18 protein-coding genes are annotated in these 22,953 nt (G+C 51.3%); 5 read left to right on the top strand and 13 right to left on the bottom strand.

Translation table 11 applies throughout. From position 1 onward, the window contains the following. The first annotated feature begins 57 nt into the window (after window positions 1–57). Window positions 58–1,545 carry a hypothetical protein gene (locus AC5FXQ_RS07145; RefSeq protein WP_493601801.1) on the top strand — a complete coding sequence of 496 codons (1,488 nt, stop codon included), beginning with the start codon at window positions 58–60 and terminating at the stop codon, window positions 1,543–1,545. 107 nt (window positions 1,546–1,652) lie between these two features. Then, window positions 1,653–3,188: a hypothetical protein gene (locus tag AC5FXQ_RS07150; protein ID WP_493601802.1), complete on the top strand. Its 1,536-nt coding sequence runs from the start codon at window positions 1,653–1,655 to the stop codon at window positions 3,186–3,188. Between the two features lie 63 nt (window positions 3,189–3,251). Here the strand turns inward: AC5FXQ_RS07150 and AC5FXQ_RS07155 are convergent, their stop codons facing one another. Further along, window positions 3,252–3,743 (bottom strand): DUF4168 domain-containing protein, encoded by a 492-nt coding sequence (locus AC5FXQ_RS07155; RefSeq protein WP_493601803.1) that lies wholly within the window; start codon window positions 3,741–3,743, stop codon window positions 3,252–3,254. Window positions 3,744–4,041: 298 nt separating this feature from the next. On the opposite strand from AC5FXQ_RS07155, the gene AC5FXQ_RS07160 reads away from it, so the two are divergent. Continuing rightward, window positions 4,042–5,274, top strand: coding sequence for a PorT family protein (locus AC5FXQ_RS07160; protein ID WP_493601804.1), 1,233 nt, complete (start codon window positions 4,042–4,044; stop codon window positions 5,272–5,274). A 461-nt stretch (window positions 5,275–5,735) separates the two neighbouring features. On the opposite strand, the gene AC5FXQ_RS07165 is transcribed toward AC5FXQ_RS07160, so the two are convergent. The 4 genes from AC5FXQ_RS07165 to AC5FXQ_RS07180 form a co-directional block, all read right to left on the bottom strand. Beyond that, window positions 5,736–7,121 carry an FAD-dependent oxidoreductase gene (locus tag AC5FXQ_RS07165; RefSeq protein ID WP_493601805.1) on the bottom strand — a complete coding sequence of 462 codons (1,386 nt, stop codon included), beginning with the start codon at window positions 7,119–7,121 and terminating at the stop codon, window positions 5,736–5,738. 79 nt (window positions 7,122–7,200) lie between these two features. Continuing rightward, complete coding sequence (locus AC5FXQ_RS07170; protein ID WP_493601806.1) at window positions 7,201–7,794, bottom strand: alpha-ketoglutarate-dependent dioxygenase AlkB family protein; 594 nt, start codon at window positions 7,792–7,794, stop codon at window positions 7,201–7,203. Beyond that, a complete protein-coding gene (locus AC5FXQ_RS07175) occupies window positions 7,781–9,499 on the bottom strand; it encodes a cation:proton antiporter (RefSeq protein WP_493601807.1) in 1,719 nt (572 codons plus the stop codon). The genes AC5FXQ_RS07170 and AC5FXQ_RS07175 overlap by 14 nt, the downstream gene beginning before the upstream one ends. An 87-nt stretch (window positions 9,500–9,586) precedes the next feature. Beyond that, window positions 9,587–10,423, bottom strand: a complete 837-nt coding sequence (locus tag AC5FXQ_RS07180; RefSeq protein WP_493601808.1) for a universal stress protein — start codon at window positions 10,421–10,423, stop codon at window positions 9,587–9,589. Between the two features lie 141 nt (window positions 10,424–10,564). Between AC5FXQ_RS07180 and AC5FXQ_RS07185 the strand changes: the two genes are divergently transcribed. After that, window positions 10,565–11,965 (top strand): alanine/glycine:cation symporter family protein, encoded by a 1,401-nt coding sequence (locus AC5FXQ_RS07185; RefSeq protein ID WP_493601809.1) that lies wholly within the window; start codon window positions 10,565–10,567, stop codon window positions 11,963–11,965. 96 nt (window positions 11,966–12,061) lie between these two features. Here AC5FXQ_RS07185 and AC5FXQ_RS07190 read toward each other — a convergent pair whose 3' ends face one another. The 8 genes from AC5FXQ_RS07190 to AC5FXQ_RS07225 form a co-directional block, all read right to left on the bottom strand. After that, on the bottom strand, window positions 12,062–13,009 hold the full coding sequence (locus AC5FXQ_RS07190) for a mechanosensitive ion channel family protein (protein WP_493601810.1): 948 nt from the start codon (window positions 13,007–13,009) through the stop codon (window positions 12,062–12,064). 44 nt (window positions 13,010–13,053) lie between these two features. Further along, window positions 13,054–15,294 carry a cation:proton antiporter domain-containing protein gene (locus AC5FXQ_RS07195; protein WP_493601811.1) on the bottom strand — a complete coding sequence of 747 codons (2,241 nt, stop codon included), beginning with the start codon at window positions 15,292–15,294 and terminating at the stop codon, window positions 13,054–13,056. Window positions 15,295–15,492: 198 nt separating this feature from the next. Next, window positions 15,493–15,879: a hypothetical protein gene (locus AC5FXQ_RS07200; RefSeq protein ID WP_493601812.1), complete on the bottom strand. Its 387-nt coding sequence runs from the start codon at window positions 15,877–15,879 to the stop codon at window positions 15,493–15,495. 56 nt (window positions 15,880–15,935) lie between these two features. Continuing rightward, window positions 15,936–17,405 (bottom strand): potassium/proton antiporter, encoded by a 1,470-nt coding sequence (locus AC5FXQ_RS07205; protein ID WP_493601813.1) that lies wholly within the window; start codon window positions 17,403–17,405, stop codon window positions 15,936–15,938. A 103-nt stretch (window positions 17,406–17,508) separates the two neighbouring features. Then, a complete protein-coding gene (gene kynU, locus AC5FXQ_RS07210; RefSeq protein ID WP_493601814.1) occupies window positions 17,509–18,786 on the bottom strand; it encodes a kynureninase in 1,278 nt (425 codons plus the stop codon). Window positions 18,787–18,905: 119 nt separating this feature from the next. Next, window positions 18,906–19,985, bottom strand: a complete 1,080-nt coding sequence (locus AC5FXQ_RS07215) for a hypothetical protein (protein ID WP_493601815.1) — start codon at window positions 19,983–19,985, stop codon at window positions 18,906–18,908. A 183-nt stretch (window positions 19,986–20,168) separates the two neighbouring features. Next, entirely contained in the window at window positions 20,169–21,257 is a 1,089-nt protein-coding gene (locus AC5FXQ_RS07220) for an amidohydrolase family protein (RefSeq protein ID WP_493601816.1), read from the bottom strand. A gap of 183 nt (window positions 21,258–21,440) precedes the next feature. Then, window positions 21,441–21,968 carry a 3-hydroxyanthranilate 3,4-dioxygenase gene (locus tag AC5FXQ_RS07225; protein WP_493601817.1) on the bottom strand — a complete coding sequence of 176 codons (528 nt, stop codon included), beginning with the start codon at window positions 21,966–21,968 and terminating at the stop codon, window positions 21,441–21,443. Window positions 21,969–22,084: 116 nt separating this feature from the next. On the opposite strand from AC5FXQ_RS07225, the gene AC5FXQ_RS07230 reads away from it, so the two are divergent. Beyond that, entirely contained in the window at window positions 22,085–22,873 is a 789-nt protein-coding gene (locus tag AC5FXQ_RS07230; RefSeq protein WP_493601818.1) for an SDR family oxidoreductase, read from the top strand. The last annotated feature ends 80 nt before the right edge of the window (window positions 22,874–22,953 follow it).

The raw sequence follows: 22,953 nt of genomic DNA on the forward strand, positions 1-22,953 counted from the left end.
CGGCTATACCTGAAAACCAAATTATGCCTATCTTAAAGCTAAGAACCCAATCTGAACATGAAACAACTTTACACCCTCCTGCTAGCCGCACTGCTATGCCCGCTGATGGCCACTGCACAAACCGATTTTAGCACATTTGATGCACCTGTCAGAATAGTTGACGAAATCGTACCTGCCATTGCCCCTGATGGAGACCTCTGCCTCTATTCCTACCGCAGCGGATCAGCCTTTTTCTCCACCGTAAACGCCACCGGCCAGCACATTGCCACCGTAGAGCATCCTATTACCTTCAAAGCCGCACCCGAGATAGCCGGTGTGCTGCCGCTGCCAGACCAGTTCATTTTTTACAGAAGGGAGATGCTAAAAGATGTGGAGCTACTGCAGCCTTCCTCCATCAACAAAGCCACGGGTGCCATAGAGGTGCTATCGGAGGTCAGGCCAGCACTTGATCCTGCGAGCACCTTTCTGCAGGCCTTTACCTCCGATGGCAAGTTCTACGCCCTCTATTTTAGCAAGAAAACCAACAACCTGCAGGTATGTATTTTCAACAATGCGCAGGAGCATGTGGTGAAAAAAATTCCGCTTACGCTTTCCAAAATGGAGAAGCGTCTGTTCTTTGGAGGGGTGCCTATGTTTGTAAACGAGCAGCTGCCCACTCCTGTGGCCACAGCCAGCAATCACAAGAAAATCTACCTCCGGGGCGACAAGGTCCTGCTGATTCTGAACGGTTTCGGAGCCTCTTCCCCCAGGGACAAGCACAAGCTTACCACAGACATACTGGAAGTGGACCTGTCTGCACAGACTGCTCGCCATTCCCAGCTACCCTTTATCCCTTTCATCAGGCCTGTCGACATGAATACCCTCCTGTATCAGAACACCTTGTTCCGGTATCAGATGACAAACAACTTCATTAAACTCTCTGCCTACGACCTGCCTACCCTGCAGCTGCAAAGAGAGTACAGCTACGAATTGCAAGAGCCCGTAACATTGAAAGCAACGCCCGTGATCAGAAACGGTGGCAAAAACAAGTACCCGGATGACACCGCGACGGTAGAGACCACGAACAAGGTGCTTCGCAAGATGACTGCTGGCAATGCCTTCGTACTGGTAGAGGAAACAGACCGCAACACCCTGCAACTGTCGCTGGGTGCCTACCAAACCGGGGAAAGCACCGGAGCCGTGGCACCTGTTGGCATACCACTTATAACAGCGTTTGGTCCTGCGGCCTTCCCGGCTGTCATAGCACTTAATGCTTACCGTATCAATACAATGTACAACCCGAATATGGTCACCACGCACTTCAAAACCAGCCTTGAGAAAAGCACGCTGGGACTGGCTGCCACTCGTCCAACTCCTCGGCTGTGGGATGAAGCCGACAGGTATAGTGCCGTGCTGGAAGAACAGGAAACAGCACTGGGAGGTGTCATTGTGTATCCTTATCAGCAAGACCAGCTGCATTATGTGGTGCTGGATAGGGCAACGAAAAAGTTCCGGATCGTGACGCTCACGCTGCCGCAAAACGACATGAGCCACAGCAACCAATAGTCACTGCAAACAACAGGTGTATTCCTATAAATTATGTCGCTGCTGCTGCTTTCTTGGCTAGAAATTTGCTAGATTAAATCAAGAACAATCCCTTATAATTCAAGCATATGCGATATATAATATTAGCCTTGCTCCTGCTCGGTTTTGCCGCCCCTGAAGTGCGTGCGCAGCAGGAGTTCGCCAGCCTGGAACTGCCCTTGCGCCGGGCTGAAGATCTGGTGTCGGTGGCCGATGGTGACGGCAATGTCTGCCTCTACTTCTTTCAGGGTGGCAAGCTGCACTTTAGCCTGGTAAATGCCAAGGGTCAGACCGTGGCGACACAAGAGATACCTTACCGCCAAAGCCAGCAGCCGCAGGTGCTGGGTACCCGCGTGACCGATACTGAGTTTGTGTTTTACAGCCGGTATGCAAGTGGCAGCAAAGAATTCGTGCGCCCTTTTGCCGTGAACAGGTATAGCGGTGCTTTCCGAAGCTTGCCTGATGTACCGCTGCGCCGTGACAGGAACGAGACGTTTGTCGGGGCCTTTGCCGATGCGGCTCACTTTTACATGATCTATACTGACAAAAAAGATAATCTGATCCTGCACCGTGAGCTGGATGAAAGTTATTACGAGAAGAAGACCTTCCAGATGGCGGACCTGCCGCGCACCCGCACCCGAGGTGAGCGTCAGCAGGAACTGATTTTTGTGCACCCTGACCTTGAACGCACTGTGTTTGCTGGTCAGCACCGCAGCAAGATCTATACCCGTGGCGATAAGCTATACCTGGTGTTCGACGGCTTCTCCCTGCGTGGCAAGAAGAAAGAACTGACCACCGAGATCCTGACGCTCGACTGGCCAAGCGGCCAAACTAAATACCGTACACTGCCGTCGTTGGCTGCTAAAAACGGACCCAACTTCAACTCTTTCCTGCATGCCAACACCCTGTTCCGGGTACAGCTAGAGAAAGACGAGTTTACGTTGACAGCCTATAACTTCAACACCCTGCAGCCAATCAAGGAGTACAGGTATACGGCCGACCAGGATATCGACATCAAAGCAACGCCAGTGCACCAGCGGGGAGCAGGCGCTTTGTTCTCGTCAGGCAATAGCGTGATCGAGAAGACGTCTAAGGTGATGCGCAACCTGTCGAATGGCAAGCCCGCCATTACGGTGGATGCCTTCAACGACAGCACGCTGCAGCTTACAATCGGTTCGTACCAGCCACCAAGCCGCCGGAACATAAACGGAGACCCTGGCCGACTGGTGCGTACGCCGGATCGCTTTATCCAAACCTCACGCGGCTTATACCTGATGCCTGGTCGCTGGGTACCGGCTTATACCTTACCGTATAGCTACAGTATGTTCCCGTACAACCGCTACTACTACGATCCGTTTTATAACCGATCCGGTGAGCCGGTGGGGCCAGGAACGAGCACCTATTTCAGAGCTGTGCTCGATAGTGAGTCGCTCGAGAAAGCTTATGTAGCAAAAGACGACAGTGCCGCCGCCACCGTGCAGGACAAGATAGAGGCCTATGAAGAAGAGCTGAAGCAGACGCCGGAGTACAAGACACTGTACCGCTACGGCAATAACAAGCTGCACTACGGCTACTTCGATAAGCGCAGCAAGACCTTTAAGATACTGGAGTTCACGCAGAACTAAGCCCAACAAAAAAGCTTCGCCGGGATTCGGCGAAGCTTTTTTGTTCTTTATACCTGAGAGTTTTTACAAACCCATCATTTTCTGGATCTTGGCCTGCACGGCCGGGTCCTGCTGGTAAGCCAGCATGATCTGCTCGTAGCGTTCTACCGTCATACCATCTTTTTGGATAGCTGCCTGCATGTTCTTTTCAATGTCAGGTTGCATTTCCATCATACGTCCGATCGCTTTGTTGAAAGCGGCCTTTTCTTCTGCTGTGCCTTCGGCTTCAGTCAGCTTCTGCTGCTGATGTGCCTGCGCCAGGGTGTTGAATTTCTCAACGCTTAGTTTCTCTTCTTCCAGAATTACCAGCATGGCTTTTTCGCTTTCCTGCTGCAGCTCCATCAAACGGGTACTGGCATCTACAAAAAGCTTGATATCCTGATCAGAAATCGCCTGCGTCTGCTGCGGTGCTTTCTGAGGAGTAGCCTGCTGGGCCATAGCGCTGCCACCAATTGACACGAAGCCTACAACAAGTCCTGCCACAACAGTGGCCTTCAGTTTATGTAAAATATTCATAAGACTCGGGGGTTAAAAATTTTGAAATGATTAATAAAGAAAGGCAGGTTCTCTCGATTACCACTTAAACTATACCTTATTTCAGAAAAATAGTTTTCAGAGGCCTGTCTTCAGTTGCTTAAGGACCCAAAAACCCTGCCACAAACAGCTGACAATTGCATCGCATAACAGAGGTCGTCCTTGCCGAGGTTTTGAACAAATTTTCTTTTTAGCAGATCAAATTATATAAATATATACTCCTATATTTAGTCACCAATCTGCTTTTATGAAAAACCTATACAAACTTATCACACTCTGTATGAGTGTCCTTCTTGCAGTGCCTGCTACGGCGCAAAGTGACTACAAACCAGGCTATGTGGTGATGCCACAGGGCGATACCCTGCAGGGGCAGGTGAGCTACCGCACCGACGCATCTGGCAAAACCATCGGTTTCAAGAGAGGCGGACAATCAGCCACTACTTCTTACACTGCGAATGACCTGTCAGGCTACGGCTTTCCGGGCGACAGAAACTACCGCACCCGCACACTCGACCATGCTGATACGCTGGCTGCTGAGTATGTGTTCATGCAAGAACTCGTTCGGGGCACTCTCAGCCTTTATGTTTACAAAGGCACATTCTTTGTCGAGAAGAATGACAATCCGAGCAAACTGCACAAGCTTTATATCACAAAAGAAACGTACGTCAACAACTACGGTGTAACAGCCCAAAGGGACATCAACCATCACGTGCGCACCCTGAACATCCTGATGCAGGATTGCTTCGCGATGTTCAGCAAGGTGGAGCGTGTCAAGCTGGCTGAAAAAAGCCTGGTAGACCTGGTGAAAGAGTATAACAGCTGCATTGGCGGTACTGATGAACAAACTACTTTTAAGGAGTCGAAGAAGTGGTTCGCCATCAGACCGGGTTTTGTAGGAGCCATCAGCCATACCTCACTAAACTTCTCAGCCACCGATGAGAGCTACCTGCACCTGGAAAAAGCTGAATTCAATACCAATACTCACCCTACTTTCGGTGTCGCGCTGCTGCTCAACTCACCCCGCATCAACGAGAATGCCTCTATCCTTGTAGAGGGTCGCTATTTTAGCAACAGCTACCAGGCAGATCCCAGCTATGTGTGGTTTGACTCATACTACGACAATGAGATAGCGATTGAACTCGCTGCCATTAAGCTGACCACCGCCTTGCGCTACGATTTCGCGGGCGAGACGCTTCAGCCATATGTAAACGCCGGTGGATTCTTCAACATCTTCAGTCAACGAGACTACAAGCATACCCAGTACTTTAGAAGAACAGAGAGCAGCACGCCTACCGAAAGGAACCGTGACAATGCAGAGTTTATCAGCAAGGTGCAACAAGGCCTGATGTTCGGTGCCGGCTCCTACCTGCATGTAAACAAGCACCGTCTGTCGCTTGAGGCTCGTTACGAGATGGGCCTGGACCTGCACTCACACAATGCCGTGAACAAAATTAACAACGTGCTGGACTCTGACACAAGAACCGTATCGGTGCTCCTCGGCTTCTATTTCTAAGCTGTATATCCTAACCTGAGTTATACCTGATCAAGGCTGGGATCATAAGAAAACCCGGCCTTATTCATCTTCACTACCTCTTCCTAAATTTATGAAACAATTTTTACTCGCTAGCCTGGCGCTGGTAGCCTTGCTTATCCCTTTCCATTCTTCCGCCCAAATATTCCGACCTGGCTTTGTAGTGCAGGCTGCCGGTGACACGACCAAGGGGTTTGGTGAAACTCCGCGAGGGCAAAAGCATTTACAAGAGCTTTTCATATAAGAAAGACACAAACACTGATGCGACAGAATACTTCACGGAATCTGCCGTGGCTTATGGCTTCACCAATGGTTCTCATTTGGAAAGCAAACAACTAACGGATAAGAATGGAAATGCACTTACAGCATTTGCAGAGGTACTGGTACGTGGCCACCTAAGCCTATACGTATTGACTTACAAAGCTTGGCTAGATCAGCAGGCTTTACGCCTCCTGCGCCTGATAGCTTTTCAGTTTCTCTTTCTTAACAAGCTGCTTTTCCAGCAGTTTCTGCACCTCCGGCTTGTCGTAGTCTTCTACAGACTTGATATGCTTCATCACCTTTTTCATGATCTTGTCCTGCTCACGGCCTGTCTCCAAAGCATAGGAGTAAGGTAAGTCTGTGAAGGTCACCATGGAGTAAAGCGGAATCCACTTATCAGGATATTGCTGGTTGATTTTGCCTTCAATCTTCTTGCGGAGCAGGAAGCGTGGGTCGGCCACCTTGTCCCGCATCTCGATAAAGTTCATCACGGCCAGGTCAGCTATGGCGTCGGCGTCGGGTTTGCGTTTGCGCTCAAAGGCCTTGAAGAGCTTTTCCCAGTCACCGTCGAAGTTTCCAAGCATCTGGTCCAGCACGGTGATATCCTCAAAGCCGGCATTCATGCCCTGCCCGTAGAATGGCACCACCGCATGGCAGGCATCGCCTATCAGCAAAGCTTTATCCTCAAATGACCAAGGGAAGCACTTCACCGTCACCAGCGAACCGATGGGGTTAGAGAAATAATCCTCTGCCAGGTCAGGCATCAAAGGTATAGCATCGGGGAAAGTCTGCAGGAAGAAGTTGAGCAGGTCGTCGTCGGTTTTGATGCTCCCAAAGGAGAGCTCGCCCTCGTAAGGGAAAAATAAGGTACAGGTGAAACTACCGTCGATGTTGGGCAGGGCGATCATCATGTAGTTGCCGCGCGGCCAGATGTGGAGGGCGTTCTTCTCCAGTGCCCAGCCGCCGTCTTCGGCTGGCGGTATGGTCAGCTCCTTGTAGCCGTATTCCAGGTAGCTTTGTGAGTAGTTGTAGCGCTCGGTTTTCTGCATGGCATTGCGCACCATCGAAAAAGCCCCGTCGGCCCCGAACAGCAGTTCGGTTTGCAGTTCCTCCAGCTCGCCCGTTTCGTGGTTGCGCAGCGTGGCTTTGCTTTGGCGTAGGTCCAGGTCGAGCAGCTGGCGGTTGAAGTAGTAGGTAATGTCGGGGTTGGGCTCCGACAAGTCCATCAAAGCGGCGTTCAAGCCTGCACGGGAAACGGAGTAAATCGACTGTCCCTCTTTGCCGTAAGGCTGAAACGTCAGGTTGCCCTGTTCATCGTGCATCATGCGGCCATGCATGGGTATAGCCACTTTGCGGACAGCCTCTTCTATACCTATACCTCTAAGCGCTTTAAAGCCGCGGTCGCTCAGGGCGAGGTTGATCGAACGGCCACCATCGAGCAGGATCTTGCGCATGTCGGGTCGGCGCTCGTAGATGTCCACTTTGTGACCGCGTTTGGCCAGGTATAGCGACAGCAGCGAACCAACCAGTCCGGCTCCCATGATGGTGATGTTCTTTCTCTCAGTCATAGTGTGAGGTTCAGGGCTTCTTGTTCTGTAAAGAAACGTTTTCCTATTGGGAAAGGCAATACTCCGGTGGCATTATACCTTAGCCAATGATTGTACGGAAAGTCAGGTTAATGCGGGGTGCGATAGGGCGACTTGTTTTGGGCAGTTGGTGCTGCCAGTGCTGTTGCGTAGTTCCCTGCATGAGCAGCAGACTGCCATGCTGCAGCGTGAGCTTTACGGTAGGCAAGTCTTTGCGGCTGCGGTGCCGGAAGGCAAAGCCTCGCTCCCCTCCAAAACTGACAGAGGCTATACCTGGCGCAAGCGATTTTTCATCGTCGGAGTGCCAGCCCATGCTATCCTGCCCGTGACGGTAGTAATTGAGCAGCACACTATTATACCTGTCGCCGGAGGCTGCCTCTATCCGCTCCTTCAGCTCCAGCAACACCGGCAGCCAGGGCTGAGGCGCATTATAGAGCCCAGAATAGGTATAGCCTCTGTCGCCATACCAGGCTGTAAGCCGTGGCAGCGGCAGTTGTTTGCCGAACATTTTGATTTCCTCCTGTTGCCAGGCGATCTCCGTTGTCAGGCGCTGCAGGTATAGGTCGCTTTCTTCTTTGGTGAAAAAGTGCGGGGCATAGTATACCTCAGCATCGGGCGTGTCGAGCTGTGTGAAGCCGTCTTTATGCCTTGTCATCTTCTTTTCTTACCCTCTCCTGTTCGCTACTGTCTTCTTGCAGTGCTTCCTCATTTTCGTCTTTCTCGACTTTGTGGCTAAACATTTCGGCCACTTTTTTAGCTGAGTCTTTGTAAGGCTCCAGGATATACTCCGCTCCCGCCTCTTTCAGTATCTGCACGGTGTCATCATTGTTGGCGGTTACGGCAATGCGGCCATCAAAATTCTCGTGCCTGAGTAGCTTCATCAGGGCAATGTTCACCTTTACGTCCGATATGGTGCTGATGACGTTCGACACCCTCTTCACAGGCAATACCTCAGCCAGATCGGGATCTTCTGCGTCACAGTACACGGCTTTCAAATTGTGCTCTGTCCAATTGTTTACTAAGGCAGGGTCTATATCAGCTCCAATGTATTTGAGGTCGCGTTCTTCCAGGGCTCTGGCTATACGTTTGCCGTAACGCCCCAATCCGAAAATGAGCACATCCACCTTCTCAGTATCATCCTCCAGTTCTTTGGCCTGCGTCGGCTTCTTCTTTTCAAAGATACCCAGCATCGGTGAGAGCCAATCGAAGAGCTGGTCTGAGAACATAATCATGTAAGTGGAAAGCGTAATGGTAATAAGCCCGACCAGGGTAACCAGTCCCAGCGTTTCTTCGTCGATGTGTCCCACGTCCATACCCATATTGATGAGGATGAGCGAGAACTCACTGATCTGGGCTACGGTAAGGCCTGCCTTAAAGGAGGTGCGCTTGTGGTAGCCCATGATGCCCATGATGATGAGCACGATGATCGGGTTACCAACCAGTACGAATACCGAGAAAATAACCGACGGCAGGATCTGTTCGCCCATTAGCCCCAGGTTGAGCTGCGCACCCAGATTGAGGAAAAAGAACAGCAACAGGAAGTCGCGCACGCTGGTAAGGCGGCCGCTGATAACTTCACGATACTGCGTGGATGCCAGCGATATACCTGCCAGGAAAGCACCTACTTCTTTGCTGAAGCCCAGAAAATCGCCCAGTGCAGCCAGCAGGATGGCCCAACCAATGGAAAAGAGCACCAGCAATTCCTGGGAGTCGGCGAGCTTTTTGGTTAGCTTCGGTATCACATATTTCATGAGCACGGCTATTACCGCAAACATGGCAATGCCCTTACCAAACACAAAGAGCAGGTCCATGCCTACCGAGCGCTCCGACTCAGTGCCCAGTGCCGAGAGCACAATCATCACGATCACCACTACGATGTCCTGCACAATCAGGAAGCCGAGCGCAATCTGCCCGTGCAGCATGTCGATCTCCTTCTTGTCAGAAAGAAGCTTAACGATGATAATGGTACTTGAAAACGTGAGTGCCACCGCCACATAGACCGACTCCAGCCAATCGAAGCCCAAAGCCATGGAGATGCCAAAGCCAAAGACCGAGGTAAATATTACCTGCCCCAGTCCCGTCATCAAGGCCACTTTACCCGTCGATTTGATGAGGTTGATATCCAGTTTGAGGCCCACGACGAAGAGCAGAATCGCGATGCCCATCTCGGCGAGCAGGTCTATCTCGTGTTCAGAATTGAGGACGTTGAGCACCGACGGCCCTACCAGTATACCCACCGCGATAAACGACACGATGAGCGGCTGCCGTAGCACTCTGCCGATAGCTCCGGCCACGGTCGCGAGAAAGATAATAAGGGCAAATTCGTAAAATTGGTTATTGATCAGGTCACCTAGGTTCATAGTAGTCGTTTCGGGGTGGCAAGAGCGAAAAGGAAAGTGCTCCCGACATAATACAGGGCACAGGGGCATTTGGTTTTAAACAACCCGCTATACCTGACCACCCTCTTGTGGCAAAACAATCAGCGGTATTGACGCATCGTAGACCAGCTCATTGATCAGAAACCGACGGAAAACCTGATTTGTGAAAGAGCGGGACCCTTTCTGCACGACCAGCATACCATCGGCGTGGGCATTCATGTATTGTTTCAGGGTGTAGAAAGCATCTTCTCCCTCGAAAGCTTCTATGTGAACATCTCGCTCGCCATGGTACATCTTCCGCAGCTCTTCCAGGTAGCCCATCGTTTGTTTCATGCTATCCTTCTTCGCCACTACAGACAAAAAACGGATGTGCTTTATCTTATCACCAAACAACTGAAGCACCTTGTCAAGCTCCGCCGTGTTGAGTTTGTACTTGTAGTACACACTTACATAAAGGGTGTTGGGCGACATGTTAAAAGAATGACGGGGCACGGCTACTACCACATGGTCTGTCTCGTCAATTACCTGAATGGCTGTGCTGCCCATAAAAATCCTCTTCAGGAAGCCAGTGCCTTTCAGCCCTACAAAGACTACATTGTAATAATACTCACTTAACAGGCGCTGAAGCGATATTATCAGGCTGTCGTCGGCTACACGATAGCTGATGCGGCGGGTATCAGGCAGGTGCTGCATAGCAAATGCCTTGAGTTTGTTCAGGGCTTTATCGGTCTCATAACCGATTATCTCGTTGCGGGTGCTGGCATCGGTGAGGGCTGGTGCCATAATAACGGGCTCGTGCAGAAGCAACACGTCAGCGGCCATGCTGTCAGCCCAGTGCTTGGCCAGCTGCAGCTCAAATTTGGAGTAGGAGGAAAAGTCAATCAGTACGATAAACCTGGTTTTCATCGGTAGGGGTTTAGCGGTATACCTGTACCAGTACTGGCACCTATACCTGTAAGCTACGAAAAAATACGGCAATTGTATAGTGCCATTGGTTGCCATTCTAAGCGTATCTTTGTAGCTTTCTACTTAAGAAACTTATTACTATTGAAAGCATTAGAAGAATTTTTAGTCTGGTTTAGTGACGCCGCATGGGGTATGCCTTTGTTGATACTCCTGATGGGCGGCGGTTTTTACTTTATGTTTTACTCGGGCTTCCTGCCCTTCCGCTACCTGCGCCATGCCATCAACGTGCTGCGCGGCAAATACGACGACCCCAACGATCCGGGTGACATCAACCACTTTGAGGCGCTGTCGGCTGCGCTGGCAGCTACGGTAGGTATGGGTAACATCAGCGGTGTGGCCGTGGCTATCGCCATTGGCGGACCGGGCGTGCTGTTTTGGATGTGGGTGAGTGCCTTTGTAGGTATGGCCACCAAGTTCTTTACCTGTTCGCTGTCGGTGATGTACCGCGGCCACGACAGCGTAGGCCACCTGGAGGGTGGACCGATGTATGTGATTGAGACAGGCCTCGGCAAGAAATGGAAACCGCTGGCGGCCTTCTTCGCTGTTGCGGGTTTGTTCGGCACGCTGCCTATATTCCAGGCCAACCAGCTCACGCAGGTTATCCGGGAGGTGGTGCTCGAGCCTAATGGATTCACGACCACTGACTTGTTCTATACTAACCTCACCATCGGACTGGTATTGGTATTCATTACCTCCATGGTGATTTTTGGAGGCATACAGCGCATTGGCCATGTGGCAGGCAAGATGGTGCCGGGCATGGTGGTGCTTTATATGCTGGCTGTGTTTTACATCATGTTCGTGAACTACACCGCTATACCTGGTGCCTTTGCCTTGATCTTCAGAGACGCCTTCTCGGCTCAAACTGTGCTGGGCGGTGCTATGGGTGCGATTATTATTGCAGGTGCACGCAGGGCGGCCTTCTCTAACGAGGCAGGTATAGGCACGGCCTCTATGATGCATGGAGCCGCCAAAACCGACGAACCCATCCGCGAAGGACTGGTAGCTATGCTCGGCCCTTTCATTGATACTATTGTCGTGTGCACGCTCACCGGCCTGGCCATTATCCTGACGGGCACGTGGCAAACTTCCGATGCCAGCGGCGTGACTATGACGGCCACTGCCTTCAACAATGCCATGCCGGGCTTTGGCAGCTATGTACTGGTGGTGTGTGTGATGATCTTTGCGTTTACTTCGCTCTTCTCCTACTCTTACTATGGCACCAAATGCTTCAGCTACCTCTTCGGTGCGAAGTATAAGCACTACTACAACTACTTCTATGTAGCCACCATCGTGTTTGGCGCCACTGCCACCATCACAGCCGTAATCGCCCTCATCGACGGCATGTACGCCATGATGGCGATCCCTACCATGGTATCGGCCCTGTTGCTCTCACCAAAGGTAATGGCTGCCGCACGGGATTATTTTACAAGGATGAAGGAGTTTCGGGAAGAAGCACAAGAAAAAGAGGCGAAGGGAGTGTAAAAAGCCAAAGCTGAGTGGTTCGTAAAGCAGTATAATTTCAAATCGTTGGTATAAGAAAAAGGAGCCTGCTCTATAAAAGACAGGCTCCTTTCTTTGCTACTCTAAGCTCTTCCGCGACGACACAATCCGCTGCAGTTCTGTTTCACTCTCCTGCCCTTCGGCAGCGCTGTAGAAGCGGGTGGTTGGGTAAGCGAAGCGAATATCTGGTGTGGCCATAAACTCGGTCAGCACATCTTCCCATATCTTGTTTTCGCTCTCCCTACGGCCATTCAGGTTACAGAGGTAGCGTAAAGTAAGCTGTATTCCGTTCTCTCTGACTTTGGTAAACACCCGCGGCTCGAAGCTCCGATAGAAGATCAGGTGCTGCTGCGCCTCTATGCGCACGCGCTGCTCCACCTCCCCAGTAAATTTTTCTGTATGCCGACTCCCGATCTCTTGTAAAATGGTTTTCGCTTTCTGCCAATTGCTCTCAAAAGTAACCCGCACCTGTACCTCGTGCCACAGAAACGGGAAGCCGTAGTTGTAGTTGATTTGCCCCTGCGTGAATACCTGGCTGTTGGGAATGTGCACCACGCGGCCTGTCGCCTGCTCAGAATCCACCCATTCCCCCAGTTCGTTGATGGTGAACTGGAAGAAGCCAATGTCGATGACGTCGCCGGTATAGACGCCTATTTTAATGCGGTCGCCTACTTTGAAAGGGCGCTTCCAAATGAGGAACACCCAGCCCATCATGTTCAGTATCGGGTCGCGGAGCACCACTACCAGACCGACCGAGAAGATACCCAGGAACGTGGTGATGGACCTAAAGCCGTCGAACCAGATATTGGCCAGAAAGATAATGCCCAGCCCCGTCACGACGTAGTTGGTTGTCTTTCTCCATTGGTACAGCTTACGGGAGTCGGTCTGTTGCCGTGAGGCCAGCCGCAGCAGCACCCGACTCACGATCCAGAGCACCAGTAAAGCCACAAGCGACTTCACGATGTTCTCCTGTATGGCAGCCGACAGGTTGAGGTTCTCCTCTATCCAGTATTCAATTTTGCGCATAGTGCTTATTTGTCAAGCTAAAGTCGTAAAAAGGATGCTCTTTCTCAAGCTTCCTGACGGGCGGCCTCCAGTTGTTTTATACGCCAAGGACTGCCTACAATCCATAGAATATCACCTTCTCCTATTACCAGCTCCGAGTCAGGGTTGAGCATACGCTCGCCGTTCTTTTCTATACCTACAATCAGCCCTTTCGTTTTCTCGCGCACCCCTGATTCACGCACAGTCTTTCCAAGCAGCTTGGAGGCAGGCGACACTACCAGTTTCTGCAGACTTATTGCTTCACGGGTGGTCTCGCCGTTCGAACCAGGTATAAACTCTTCGTTAACGAATTCGCTAAAGGCTTCGATTTGCTCATCTGTACCGAATACATAAATTTTATCGCCGGGGAAGATGCGTTCGTTACGGGTCGGTGCCATAATGTTGCGGCCTTCCCGCTCAATCACGGCGACGTTCACACCATACTTCTCGCGAATCTGCAGCTCAATCATGCTTTTACCTACGACCACCGCGTTAGGCGATACTTCGAAACTGGTCAGGTGAGCATCCCAGGGCACCAGCGTATGTGTCATTTTACTGGCCGCCTCGATCTCGCGCGCATTCAGGTTGGACATAAACCGGTCTTCGATTCGGGTATAGAAGTTCTGGATACGTCGTGAGAAAACGACCAACAAGCCGATGATGAATAAGCTGCCAACAATGGCCACCTGCACCGACAGCACCTGGTTGAGCAAGAAGCCGATGAATAGAATGGCTATACCTACCCGCGTAAACTCCAATACGATGATCAGGCTACGGTAATTGCGGTTAGCCCAGATACGGCCCTGGGCTTCTTTTTGCGGATGGTATACAGCCATCGCCCACAGAAAGGGCGCCATGAACACCAGTGCAATCGCCACCGTCGCGACACCACCCCACACGCCGTTGATGAAGTTCTCAGTGATGAACGGGTACAGAAAATTGCCGGCCGCCAGGACAATCGCAATCAGGATGACCGAGTATACCACCAGGTTGATGACATAGGACCGCAGCAATATTTTCCAGTCGCTGACGGTGCTGATTGTTTCTGCACCTGAACTATACTCATTGAGCGAGGTTTTCCATCGCTCCGGCAGCATACCTTCAATGGAGCGGTGCAGCGGGTCAGCCATTTTAATCATGTAAGGTGTGGTGAAGGTAGTGATAGCCGACACCGCCACCGCCACCGGGTATAGGAAGTCACTGGTCACGTTTAGGGTAAGGCCGAGCGTGGCAATGATGAACGAAAACTCTCCGATCTGCGATACGCTCATACCTGACTGGATTGAGGTCCTGAGCCCCTGCCCTGCCATCAGGCCACCGCCCGTTATGCTCACCATTTTGCCAACAATCGTTACCACCGTGATCAGTGCAATCGGCCCGGCATACTCCACAATCATAGCCGGGTTGATCAGTATACCTACCGAGACGAAGAAAATGGCCCCGAAGAGGTCTTTTACGGAGGTGACCAGGTGCTCGATCTTCTCAGCCTTGGTCGTTTCTGCCAGTATAGAACCCATGATGAACGCTCCAAGCGCTGGCGAGAAACCTACCTGCGCCGCCAGTATCACCATGATGAAACAAAGTGCGATAGAGACGATCAGCAAGGTCTCGTCGTTCATCAGTTTGCTGGCCTTGCGCAGGAAAGTAGGTATAAGAAAGATACCCGCCAGAAACCAGACCACCAGGAAGAAAGCCAGTTTGAGCACCGCCTGCAACATTTCGGTGCCTGCAAACTGCTGGCTCACGGCCAGAGTGGAGAGCAGCACCAGGAGCAGGATCGCCACCAGATCCTCCACGATCAACACGCCAAACACCAGCCCTGCAAATCGATGTGATTTCACACCCAGTTCGTCGAAGGCCCGGATGATGATGGTAGTAGAGGAGATGGAAAGTATACCGCCAAGGAACACGCTGTCCATGGTATTCCAGCCCAGCATTTTGCCTGTGAGGTAGCCCAGCAAGAGCATCACGATCACTTCCACGCCCGCCATGATGGAGGATGCGCCGCCTACTTTTACCAGCTTCTTGAAGCTGAACTCCAGCCCGAGGCTGAACAGCAGGAAGATCACGCCGATCTCAGCCCAAACGTTGATGTTCTCTATCTCGATGATGGTCGGGAACAGGTTGAAGTGCGGCCCTACCAGCAAGCCTGCTATGATATAGCCCAGCACGAGTGGTTGCTTGAGCTTTTTGAAAATTAGTGTTGTGATACCCGCAGCCCCGAGTATCAGCCCCAGGTCCATTACTAAATGGGGAAGGTGTGTCATATATTAACTTTGTTTATTCGTCCAGGTATAAGAAAAATGCATCTTACTTGTCCCGCCATGCGCTATACTAGCAGTACGTACGGCATAATTCAGAAACGAGCGTACTGACGCAGAATTCTAACTAACGGTATTCTACTAAAAGGCAGGTATAGCTATACCTGTTGGTGTGGTACGGCTACCTAAAGAGAGATGACTCGATTAAGGAGCGTTGGGTTGTATGATATCAGGAACAAGCCGGGCTATCAGCTCAGTACACGACTTGACCGATACAACTTTAGATAGATCAAGGACTGGTGGTGCAAACGCACAAAGCGGAAAAACGCACCTGAATAACTGCTGCGGGCTCAGCACAATGGCTGAAACAGTGTTGGCGTCCACAAAAACCTGCACAGCCTGTTGCCTCACCGAAAAGTCGTCGTGCTCAGCTACCACGGACTTCAGGCTCGAAGCTACCTCTGCCGCAGAGCCCTTCACCAGAAAACTGTAGACGGCCAGCTCGTGCCCGGGCAATGTAAGCGCCCAGAGCAACATCACCCACATAAGCGGATATTGAAGGTAGCGTCTGATGGTTCTGGTAATTGCCATATCAGACAAATTTAAGTCATTTGAGGCAAAGTGCAGGCAGTAGATGTGAAAAAGGCTCAGGTTACTTCGTAGCCTAGCACCTCGTTCACGTGGGCTAGTTCCTCGTCGTTGTCGGTCATCACGTAGAGCACATCCTTGGGTTGCAGCACGGTAGCGCCGTTGGGCGTCACGAATTTGCCTTCGCGGTTGATGAGAACAATCAGGGCACCTTTGGGGAAGCGCAGGTCTACGAGCGACTTGCCTACGGCTGGCCCCTGCTCAGGCACCTCAATTTCGGTAAGCTCGTTTTTGAGGTCATACTCCATCTCAATATCGAACTGGTGCTTCTTGAGCTTTTTCTCCTGCTCACTCAGGTTAAGCCATTTGGCTACGGGTGTGAGCGTGGTGCCCTGTAGCATGACGGAGGTGAGCACGATAAAGAACACGATGTTGAAAATCATCTCCGACTTGTCTATACCTGCCAGCAAAGGGTATGTGGCAAACACAATCGGCACGGCGCCACGCAACCCCACCCACGACACGTATAGTTTGTCCTGCACGGTGTTCTTAAAGAAAGCCATGCTTAGAAACACACTAATGGGGCGAGCCACAAAGATGAGGAAGAGCGAGATAAGAAGCCCCACTCCGATAACAGGCAACATGTGCGAGGGGAACACAAGCAAGCCCAGTGTGAGGAACATCAGGATCTGCATGAGCCATGCCACGCCATCATAAAACTTGGTGAGACTGCGCTTGTGGATGAAGTTGCGGTTACCCAGGATCACCGCCGCCACATACACCGCCAGGAAGCCGTTGCCGTTGATCAGGTTGGTGAAGGCGTAGGTGAAAATCACCATCGCCAGTGTAAGTGCAGGGTATAGCCCTTCCTGTTCCAGCTTTATGCGGTTGATCACCCAGACCATCACACGGCCCATCAGGATACCCATCACAGCACCTAGCGACATCTGCATAAAGAACATCGGCACCAGTTGCCAGATAGAAGCCCCTTCGTTTGTTATCAGAAAAGTAAAGCTGACGGTCAGGAAGTAAGCCATCGGGTCGTTACTCCCTGACTCGAGCTCGAGGGTAGGCCGCAGGTTGTTTTTGAGACCGATATTTTTGGAGCGCAGTATAGAGAACACCGCCGCCGCATCGGTAGACGACACGATAGAGCCCAGCAAAAGCCCCTCCAGAATAGTGAAATCGAGCAACAGGGTCGCAAAAAGCCCCGTAAGCATGGCCGTGATAAAAACGCCAGCCGTTGAGAGTGTAACACCCCGCCAGAGCACCGGTTTTATACTTTCCCAGCGGGTATCCAGACCACCTGAAAACAGGATGATGGTCAATGCCACAGAACCCAGCGATTGGGCAGACCGGGCGTCATCGAAATGAATATTGCCTATACCTTCGGAGCCAGCCAGCATACCCACCGCCAAAAAGAGGATAAGCGCAGGTATACCAAACCGGCCCAGGCTCTTGCTGATGATAATGCTCAGGAACAGCAGAATAGAAACGCCAAGCAATATGTCTTCGATGGTGAATCCCATAGTTGTCTTTTAGGAAGCGCCTTATATATAGAGCGGAGAAGTGACCATTTTGTCTCCCCTCCGCCCTACTGTTTATACCTATACCTACTAAATGCCGCTTGGGTTAGCTGTGTCCTTCCAGGCAGGCATGCAGTATCTCGGAGAAGCGGTATACCTCCTCGAAGCTGTTGTAAAGCGGCGTAGGCGCTACCCGAATCACGCTCGGTTCGCGGTAGTCCACAATGATACCGGCTTCCATCAACTTGTCGAAAAGCTCGCGGGCATTTTGTTTTACTAGTATAGATATCTGGCAACCCCGGGCCTGCGGGTCACGTGGAGTGATCATCTCGAGCACTTCCTTACCTACGTGCACATCGTTGATCAGGTACTCCAGATAGCCCGTCAGCTTTTCGCTCTTGGCACGTAGATTAGTCATGCCTGCCTCGTCGAACAGCTCCAGCGAAGCGCGGTGAACGGCCATCGGCAGAATCTGGGCGTTGCTCAGCTGCCAGCCTTCGGCGCCTGCCATCGGGATAAAGCCTTTCTTCATCTGGAAGCGTGAGTCCGCATCATGGCCCCACCAGCCGGCAAAGCGCGGCAGGTCCGGGTTGTTGGCATGGCGCTCGTGCACAAACGCTCCTGCAGTGCCACCCGGTCCGGAGTTGAGGTATTTGTAGGTACACCACACAGCAAAGTCCACGTCCCAGTCGTGCAGTTGCAGCGGCACGTTGCCGGCAGCATGCGCCAGGTCGAAACCCACCATGGCGCCCACTTCGTGGCCTACTTTGGTGATGGCCTGCATGTCGTATACCTGCCCGGTGTAGTAGTTGATGCCACCCATTAGCACGAGCGCCAGTTCCTCGCCGTGCTCGCGGATGCTTTGCAGGATGTCTTCGGTGCGCAAGGTATGCTCGCCCTCTCTCGGGAACAGCTCCACGATGGCCTCCTCGGGGGTATAGCCATGAAACTTCACCTGCGTTTCGAGCGCATATTGGTCGGATGGGAAGGCCCCGCCCTCCATAATGATTTTAATGCGCTTTCCCTCCGGTCTGTAAAACGACACCAGCATGAGGTGCAGGTTCACGGTGAGCTGGTTCATGATCACCACTTCCTGCGGCTTGGCACCCACCACACGGGCAGCCCCGTCGGAGAGCAACTTGTGGTAGTTGAACCAAGGCTCTTCTCCTTTAAAGTGGCCTTCTACAGCATAGTTCGCCCACTTATACATCTCGTTGTCGATGTACATCTGCGCCGACTTCGGCTGCAAACCAAGCGAGTTGCCACAGAAGTAGATGGCGTCGCGGCCATTTACCTGTGGGAAGTAAAAGCGGTTTTTAAAATGCTTAAGCGGGTCTAGGTTATCTTGTTCCTGCGCAAAGGCAAGACTATTCTGGTAGTTCATTTTTCTGGTGCGGGTAAGAGTGTTAGCTGGCTGGCGGCATCAGCCCCTCAGCTCATCTCCCGCGAAGATAGAAAATAACTGGGCAAATTTTATGAAGCCCCGGTTCAGCCACCTATATCTTACTTCCAATTGGTCTTACCAAAATCATACTTCAATCCGAGGCTGAATGACCTCGGCAATTCTTCTAGAATCAACAGGTGGTTGATTTCGGCGTAAGCCGCCATTCTTGGCAGTAGTTTAGATTCAAATCCAATACCAGGACTAAAACGGAGGGCAGTCTTGAGCCCATTCTCATTAAAGCCTTCTTCAGGATGGCTAAAGGACACGTAGGCAATATCCATCAGGTGAACGAGCATGTAGGCGCTGAAATTTTCAGCTTTCTTAACCGCCATTTCGTATCGTAGCCCCAGTCCGTATACGTTTACCTTCTCTTCCCCAAATCTAAAATAAGAGTAATCCAGTGACGTTTTGAAAGAATGACGGCTATGCTTGGAGAAGTAATACTGGAAACCAGCCATATTCCCGTAACCACGTGCTTCCACAGGACCGTTTTTGCTGAGGCCGTATTGGCTGTACTGTGTAAAAAAAACCCAGTTTGGTTCTTTCCCAGCTTTTTTATCGCCCTGCCATTCGTAGCTGGCCTCCCCCTGGTTGTATTCACGAATCACCTTAGCCAGGGCACTTTCTCGCAAACTTGTCTTCTCCAACTGCTGAACAAGATCCATACGGTCATACATCAGCGAACTAAGCGTGCCAATGTACTTATGGTCTTTTCGCAGATACTTCTTGTGTCCCTGATTTTCATATACATTGTTATTCTCAAGCCTGTGCAGCGTATTACCCTTGAATACATAGTAGTATTCGGTTGCGTTTTCTTCTCTTTTGTATAATGAGATTTTAGGAGATTCGATCAACACCTTAAAAACTAAAGAAGCACTATCAGCACCCGTTTTGTAGCTTTTCACGGTGAACCTCTCTCCATTATCGAGCTTTATCTCTGATACCTGATCTGCAGTAAATACCTGTTTTGCTCCCTGATTGTCGGAAAAGTGTATTGCATTTGGCTCGTCATAATAATAGGTGATCGCTCCAGTCATATTATCACCATTCTTCAGGACGATTAAACCTTGCTGACTTTGAATCTGGGCATAGAGGGCTGCCGGAAATAGCAGAAGAAAAAATATAAGCTTGAGTTTCATATAAAAGGGATGGATTAGGCTTTTCAGGCGCAAATATAATTCATCCCCTGATACTTACGCTATACCTCGTACATCTTTTGTTACAAGAAAACCGCGTTAGATAAACAACAGAATTGAACAGCTGATTGTAGCTATTTTAGGAAGAGCCCAAACTTGAATAGAACTTGGTAAAGGGACTGCGTTTTATACCTTCGCCTTCGAAATACCCGGCATCTCCTTCACAAACCGACTCTTCTCCAGATTCAGCCACTCCAGGGCGGTTCCGTGCAGCATGCGATCTTTGGTGGCGCGGTCGTAGGGCATTGATTCAATGAGTTTGCCGGGCTCGAGCTCGCCGAGCGGGAAAGGATAGTCCGTGCCCAGCGCAATGCTGTTGGCGCCTACCAGGTTCACGAGGTAGTCCAGCGCCTGCGGGTCGTGCACCAGTGAGTCGAAGTAGAACTTGCCCAGGTACTCGCGCGGATTCACGTTGTTATCCACCGCGCAAAGGTCAGGGCGAACATCAAAGCCGTGACAAATACGCCCGATAGTGGCAGGGAAAGAACCACCACCATGGGCAAAGGCTACACGCAGTTTCGGCAGTCGTTCGAGCACACCACCAAAAATCATGGAGCAAATAGCCAGACTGGTTTCAGCGGGCATACCCACGAGCCAGGGCAGCCAGTATTTGCTCATCTTCTCCTTGCCGTACATATCCCAGGGATGCACAAATACTGCCGCGCCCAACTCCTCTGCCGCCTGAAAAATAGGGAACAGTTCAGGTGCGTCCAGGTTCCAGTCGTTGATGTGCGATCCGATCTGTATACCTGCCATACCCAGTTCTTTCATGCACCGCTCCAGCTCTTTAACGGCCAGCTCCGGATCCTGCATCGGAATGGTGCCGAGGCCAATGAAACGGTCCGGATAGTCAGCCACAATACCGGCAATGTGGTCGTTGAGCATGCGCGACAGGTCATAAGTATGCTCCGGCTTAGCCCAGTAGTTGAACATAACCGGTACTGTGCTGAGCACCTGCACGCCCACCTGGTGCTGACTGCACTCATGCATGCGCACTTTGGGATCCCAGCAATTGTCTTGAATTTCGCGGAAGAATTTGTCGTCCATCATCATGCGGGCACAACAGGGCTTGTGGTGCTCCAGCCGTATGAAGCCGCCATACCCGTAGCGCTCACGCAAATCGGGCCACGTAGCGGGCAGGATGTGCGTGTGAATGTCAATCTTAAAAAGACTGTCTGTGGCAGGTATGGGTGCTATAGGCTTTTGATTTTGCATGCTGATAAAAGGGCGAAAATGCGGCTATACGTTGTACGGCCAAATGGAGCAATCCAACAAGATACACATTTTACAGATTTTATGCTGGCTATTTTAACAGTCGTTAGCCAAATGCTACACGCAAAAGCTGCATCCGGATTTCTCCCGTCGGTCGAAATGACAACGTGAATTTCGAAAAGACAATTACGCAGGCTTTACCGGAGGTTGCAGCACCTCTCCGCATTTATCGCAGGTACGGAGATCCTCGTTATCCCAGAAATTCCCCATAATCACAGGCAGCTGCTTCACGATATCCGTCACCTCCGTGAAGTCTTCGTGCAGCTTGTTACCGCAGTTCTCGCAGAACCACATGAAACCATCCTTCTCCCCCTCGCGACGGTAACGCTCGATTACCAGACCAACCGTATTGGCAGGACGCTGTGGCGAGTGCGGCACTTTAGGTGGCAACAGGAAGATCTCCCCTTCCTTGATCGGGATATCTACCGGCTTGCCGTCTTCTATGATTTTTAGTACAATGTCGCCTTCCACCTGATAAAAAAACTCCTCTCCTTCGTCGTAGTGATAGTCCTTTCGGGCATTGGGACCGCCGACCACCATCACAATAAAATCGTCGTTGCCTCTGTATACCTGTTGGTTGCCCACGGGTGGCTTAAGCAAATGGCGGTGTTCCTCTATCCACTGTTTGAAATTGAAAGGTCGCTGTATGGCCATAGTTTTATCGGGTTAGGTTGATAGTTTGAATGTACGAAAAAGTAAACAGAAATGGTAGTTTAAGGTATAGCTCCACCTGCCGTGCAAGTTTAAAGCCTTTTGCGTACTTTTAAGTTATGAACTTAGACCTGACTGACAAAAGAGCCCTCGTGTGCGGCAGCACGCAAGGTATAGGCAAAGCCATCGCCATAGAACTGGCGCAACTGGGTGCCAGTGTGACGCTGGTAGCCCGTAACGAAGCCAAACTACAGGAAACAGCCCAGGAACTGGACAACAGCAAAGGCCAGCAACACGACTACCTGGTAGCTGACTTCAGCAAGCCGGAGGAACTGGTGCAGCAACTACAGTTATACCTGCAGCAGCACGAGCAAGTGCACATCCTCGTTAACAACACTGGCGGACCAGCAGGCGGACCTATTGTAGATGCTAAGCCAGAAGAGTTTCTTAATGCCTTCAACATGCACCTGATCAACAACCACAACCTGGCGCAGGCGGTAATTCCGCTGATGAAAAATGCAGGCTACGGCCGCATTATCAACATCATCAGCACTTCCGTGAAACAGCCCTTGCAAAACTTGGGCGTATCCAATACAATACGCGGTGCTGTGGCCAGCTGGGCAAAGACAATGGCTAACGAGCTAGGGCAATTCGGAATAACAGTGAATAATGTGCTCCCCGGCGCTACCCGCACAGGCCGTCTGGAGTCCATCATCGAGAATAAAGCGAAAAAAACCAACAGCGCCGTGGACAAGGTAGAAGAAGAAATGATGTCCGAAATCCCGGCCCACCGCTTCGCCGAGCCCGAAGAAGTAGCCGCAGCCGCAGCGTTCCTGGCTACGCCAGCGGCTGCTTATATCAACGGTATCAACGTGCCGGTTGATGGGGGCAGGACGGGGAGTTTGTAACCCTCCAGCCAAAACCCCACCCCTACCCTCCCCTTTTAAGGAGGGCCCCTACCCACAAAACAGGGGAGGGAGTTGAAAAA

This window comes from Pontibacter sp. LHS1, from assembly GCF_058932855.1.

Bases quoted from the DNA above. Each gene is read 5' to 3' on its own strand.
- AC5FXQ_RS07205 (WP_493601813.1), bottom strand. From the start codon at position 17,405: ATGGGATTCACCATCGAAGACATATTGCTTGGCGTTTCTATTCTGCTG.
- AC5FXQ_RS07150 (WP_493601802.1), top strand. From the start codon at position 1,653: ATGCGATATATAATATTAGCCTTGCTCCTGCTCGGTTTTGCCGCCCCT.
- kynU (WP_493601814.1), bottom strand. From the start codon at position 18,786: ATGAACTACCAGAATAGTCTTGCCTTTGCGCAGGAACAAGATAACCTA.
- AC5FXQ_RS07195 (WP_493601811.1), bottom strand. From the start codon at position 15,294: ATGACACACCTTCCCCATTTAGTAATGGACCTGGGGCTGATACTCGGG.
- AC5FXQ_RS07200 (WP_493601812.1), bottom strand. From the start codon at position 15,879: ATGGCAATTACCAGAACCATCAGACGCTACCTTCAATATCCGCTTATG.
- AC5FXQ_RS07190 (WP_493601810.1), bottom strand. From the start codon at position 13,009: ATGCGCAAAATTGAATACTGGATAGAGGAGAACCTCAACCTGTCGGCT.
- AC5FXQ_RS07165 (WP_493601805.1), bottom strand. From the start codon at position 7,121: ATGACTGAGAGAAAGAACATCACCATCATGGGAGCCGGACTGGTTGGT.
- AC5FXQ_RS07225 (WP_493601817.1), bottom strand. From the start codon at position 21,968: ATGGCCATACAGCGACCTTTCAATTTCAAACAGTGGATAGAGGAACAC.
- AC5FXQ_RS07180 (WP_493601808.1), bottom strand. From the start codon at position 10,423: ATGAAAACCAGGTTTATCGTACTGATTGACTTTTCCTCCTACTCCAAA.
- AC5FXQ_RS07170 (WP_493601806.1), bottom strand. From the start codon at position 7,794: ATGACAAGGCATAAAGACGGCTTCACACAGCTCGACACGCCCGATGCT.
- AC5FXQ_RS07230 (WP_493601818.1), top strand. From the start codon at position 22,085: ATGAACTTAGACCTGACTGACAAAAGAGCCCTCGTGTGCGGCAGCACG.
- AC5FXQ_RS07215 (WP_493601815.1), bottom strand. From the start codon at position 19,985: ATGAAACTCAAGCTTATATTTTTTCTTCTGCTATTTCCGGCAGCCCTC.
- AC5FXQ_RS07220 (WP_493601816.1), bottom strand. From the start codon at position 21,257: ATGCAAAATCAAAAGCCTATAGCACCCATACCTGCCACAGACAGTCTT.
- AC5FXQ_RS07160 (WP_493601804.1), top strand. From the start codon at position 4,042: ATGAGTGTCCTTCTTGCAGTGCCTGCTACGGCGCAAAGTGACTACAAA.
- AC5FXQ_RS07145 (WP_493601801.1), top strand. From the start codon at position 58: ATGAAACAACTTTACACCCTCCTGCTAGCCGCACTGCTATGCCCGCTG.
- AC5FXQ_RS07175 (WP_493601807.1), bottom strand. From the start codon at position 9,499: ATGAACCTAGGTGACCTGATCAATAACCAATTTTACGAATTTGCCCTT.
- AC5FXQ_RS07155 (WP_493601803.1), bottom strand. From the start codon at position 3,743: ATGAATATTTTACATAAACTGAAGGCCACTGTTGTGGCAGGACTTGTT.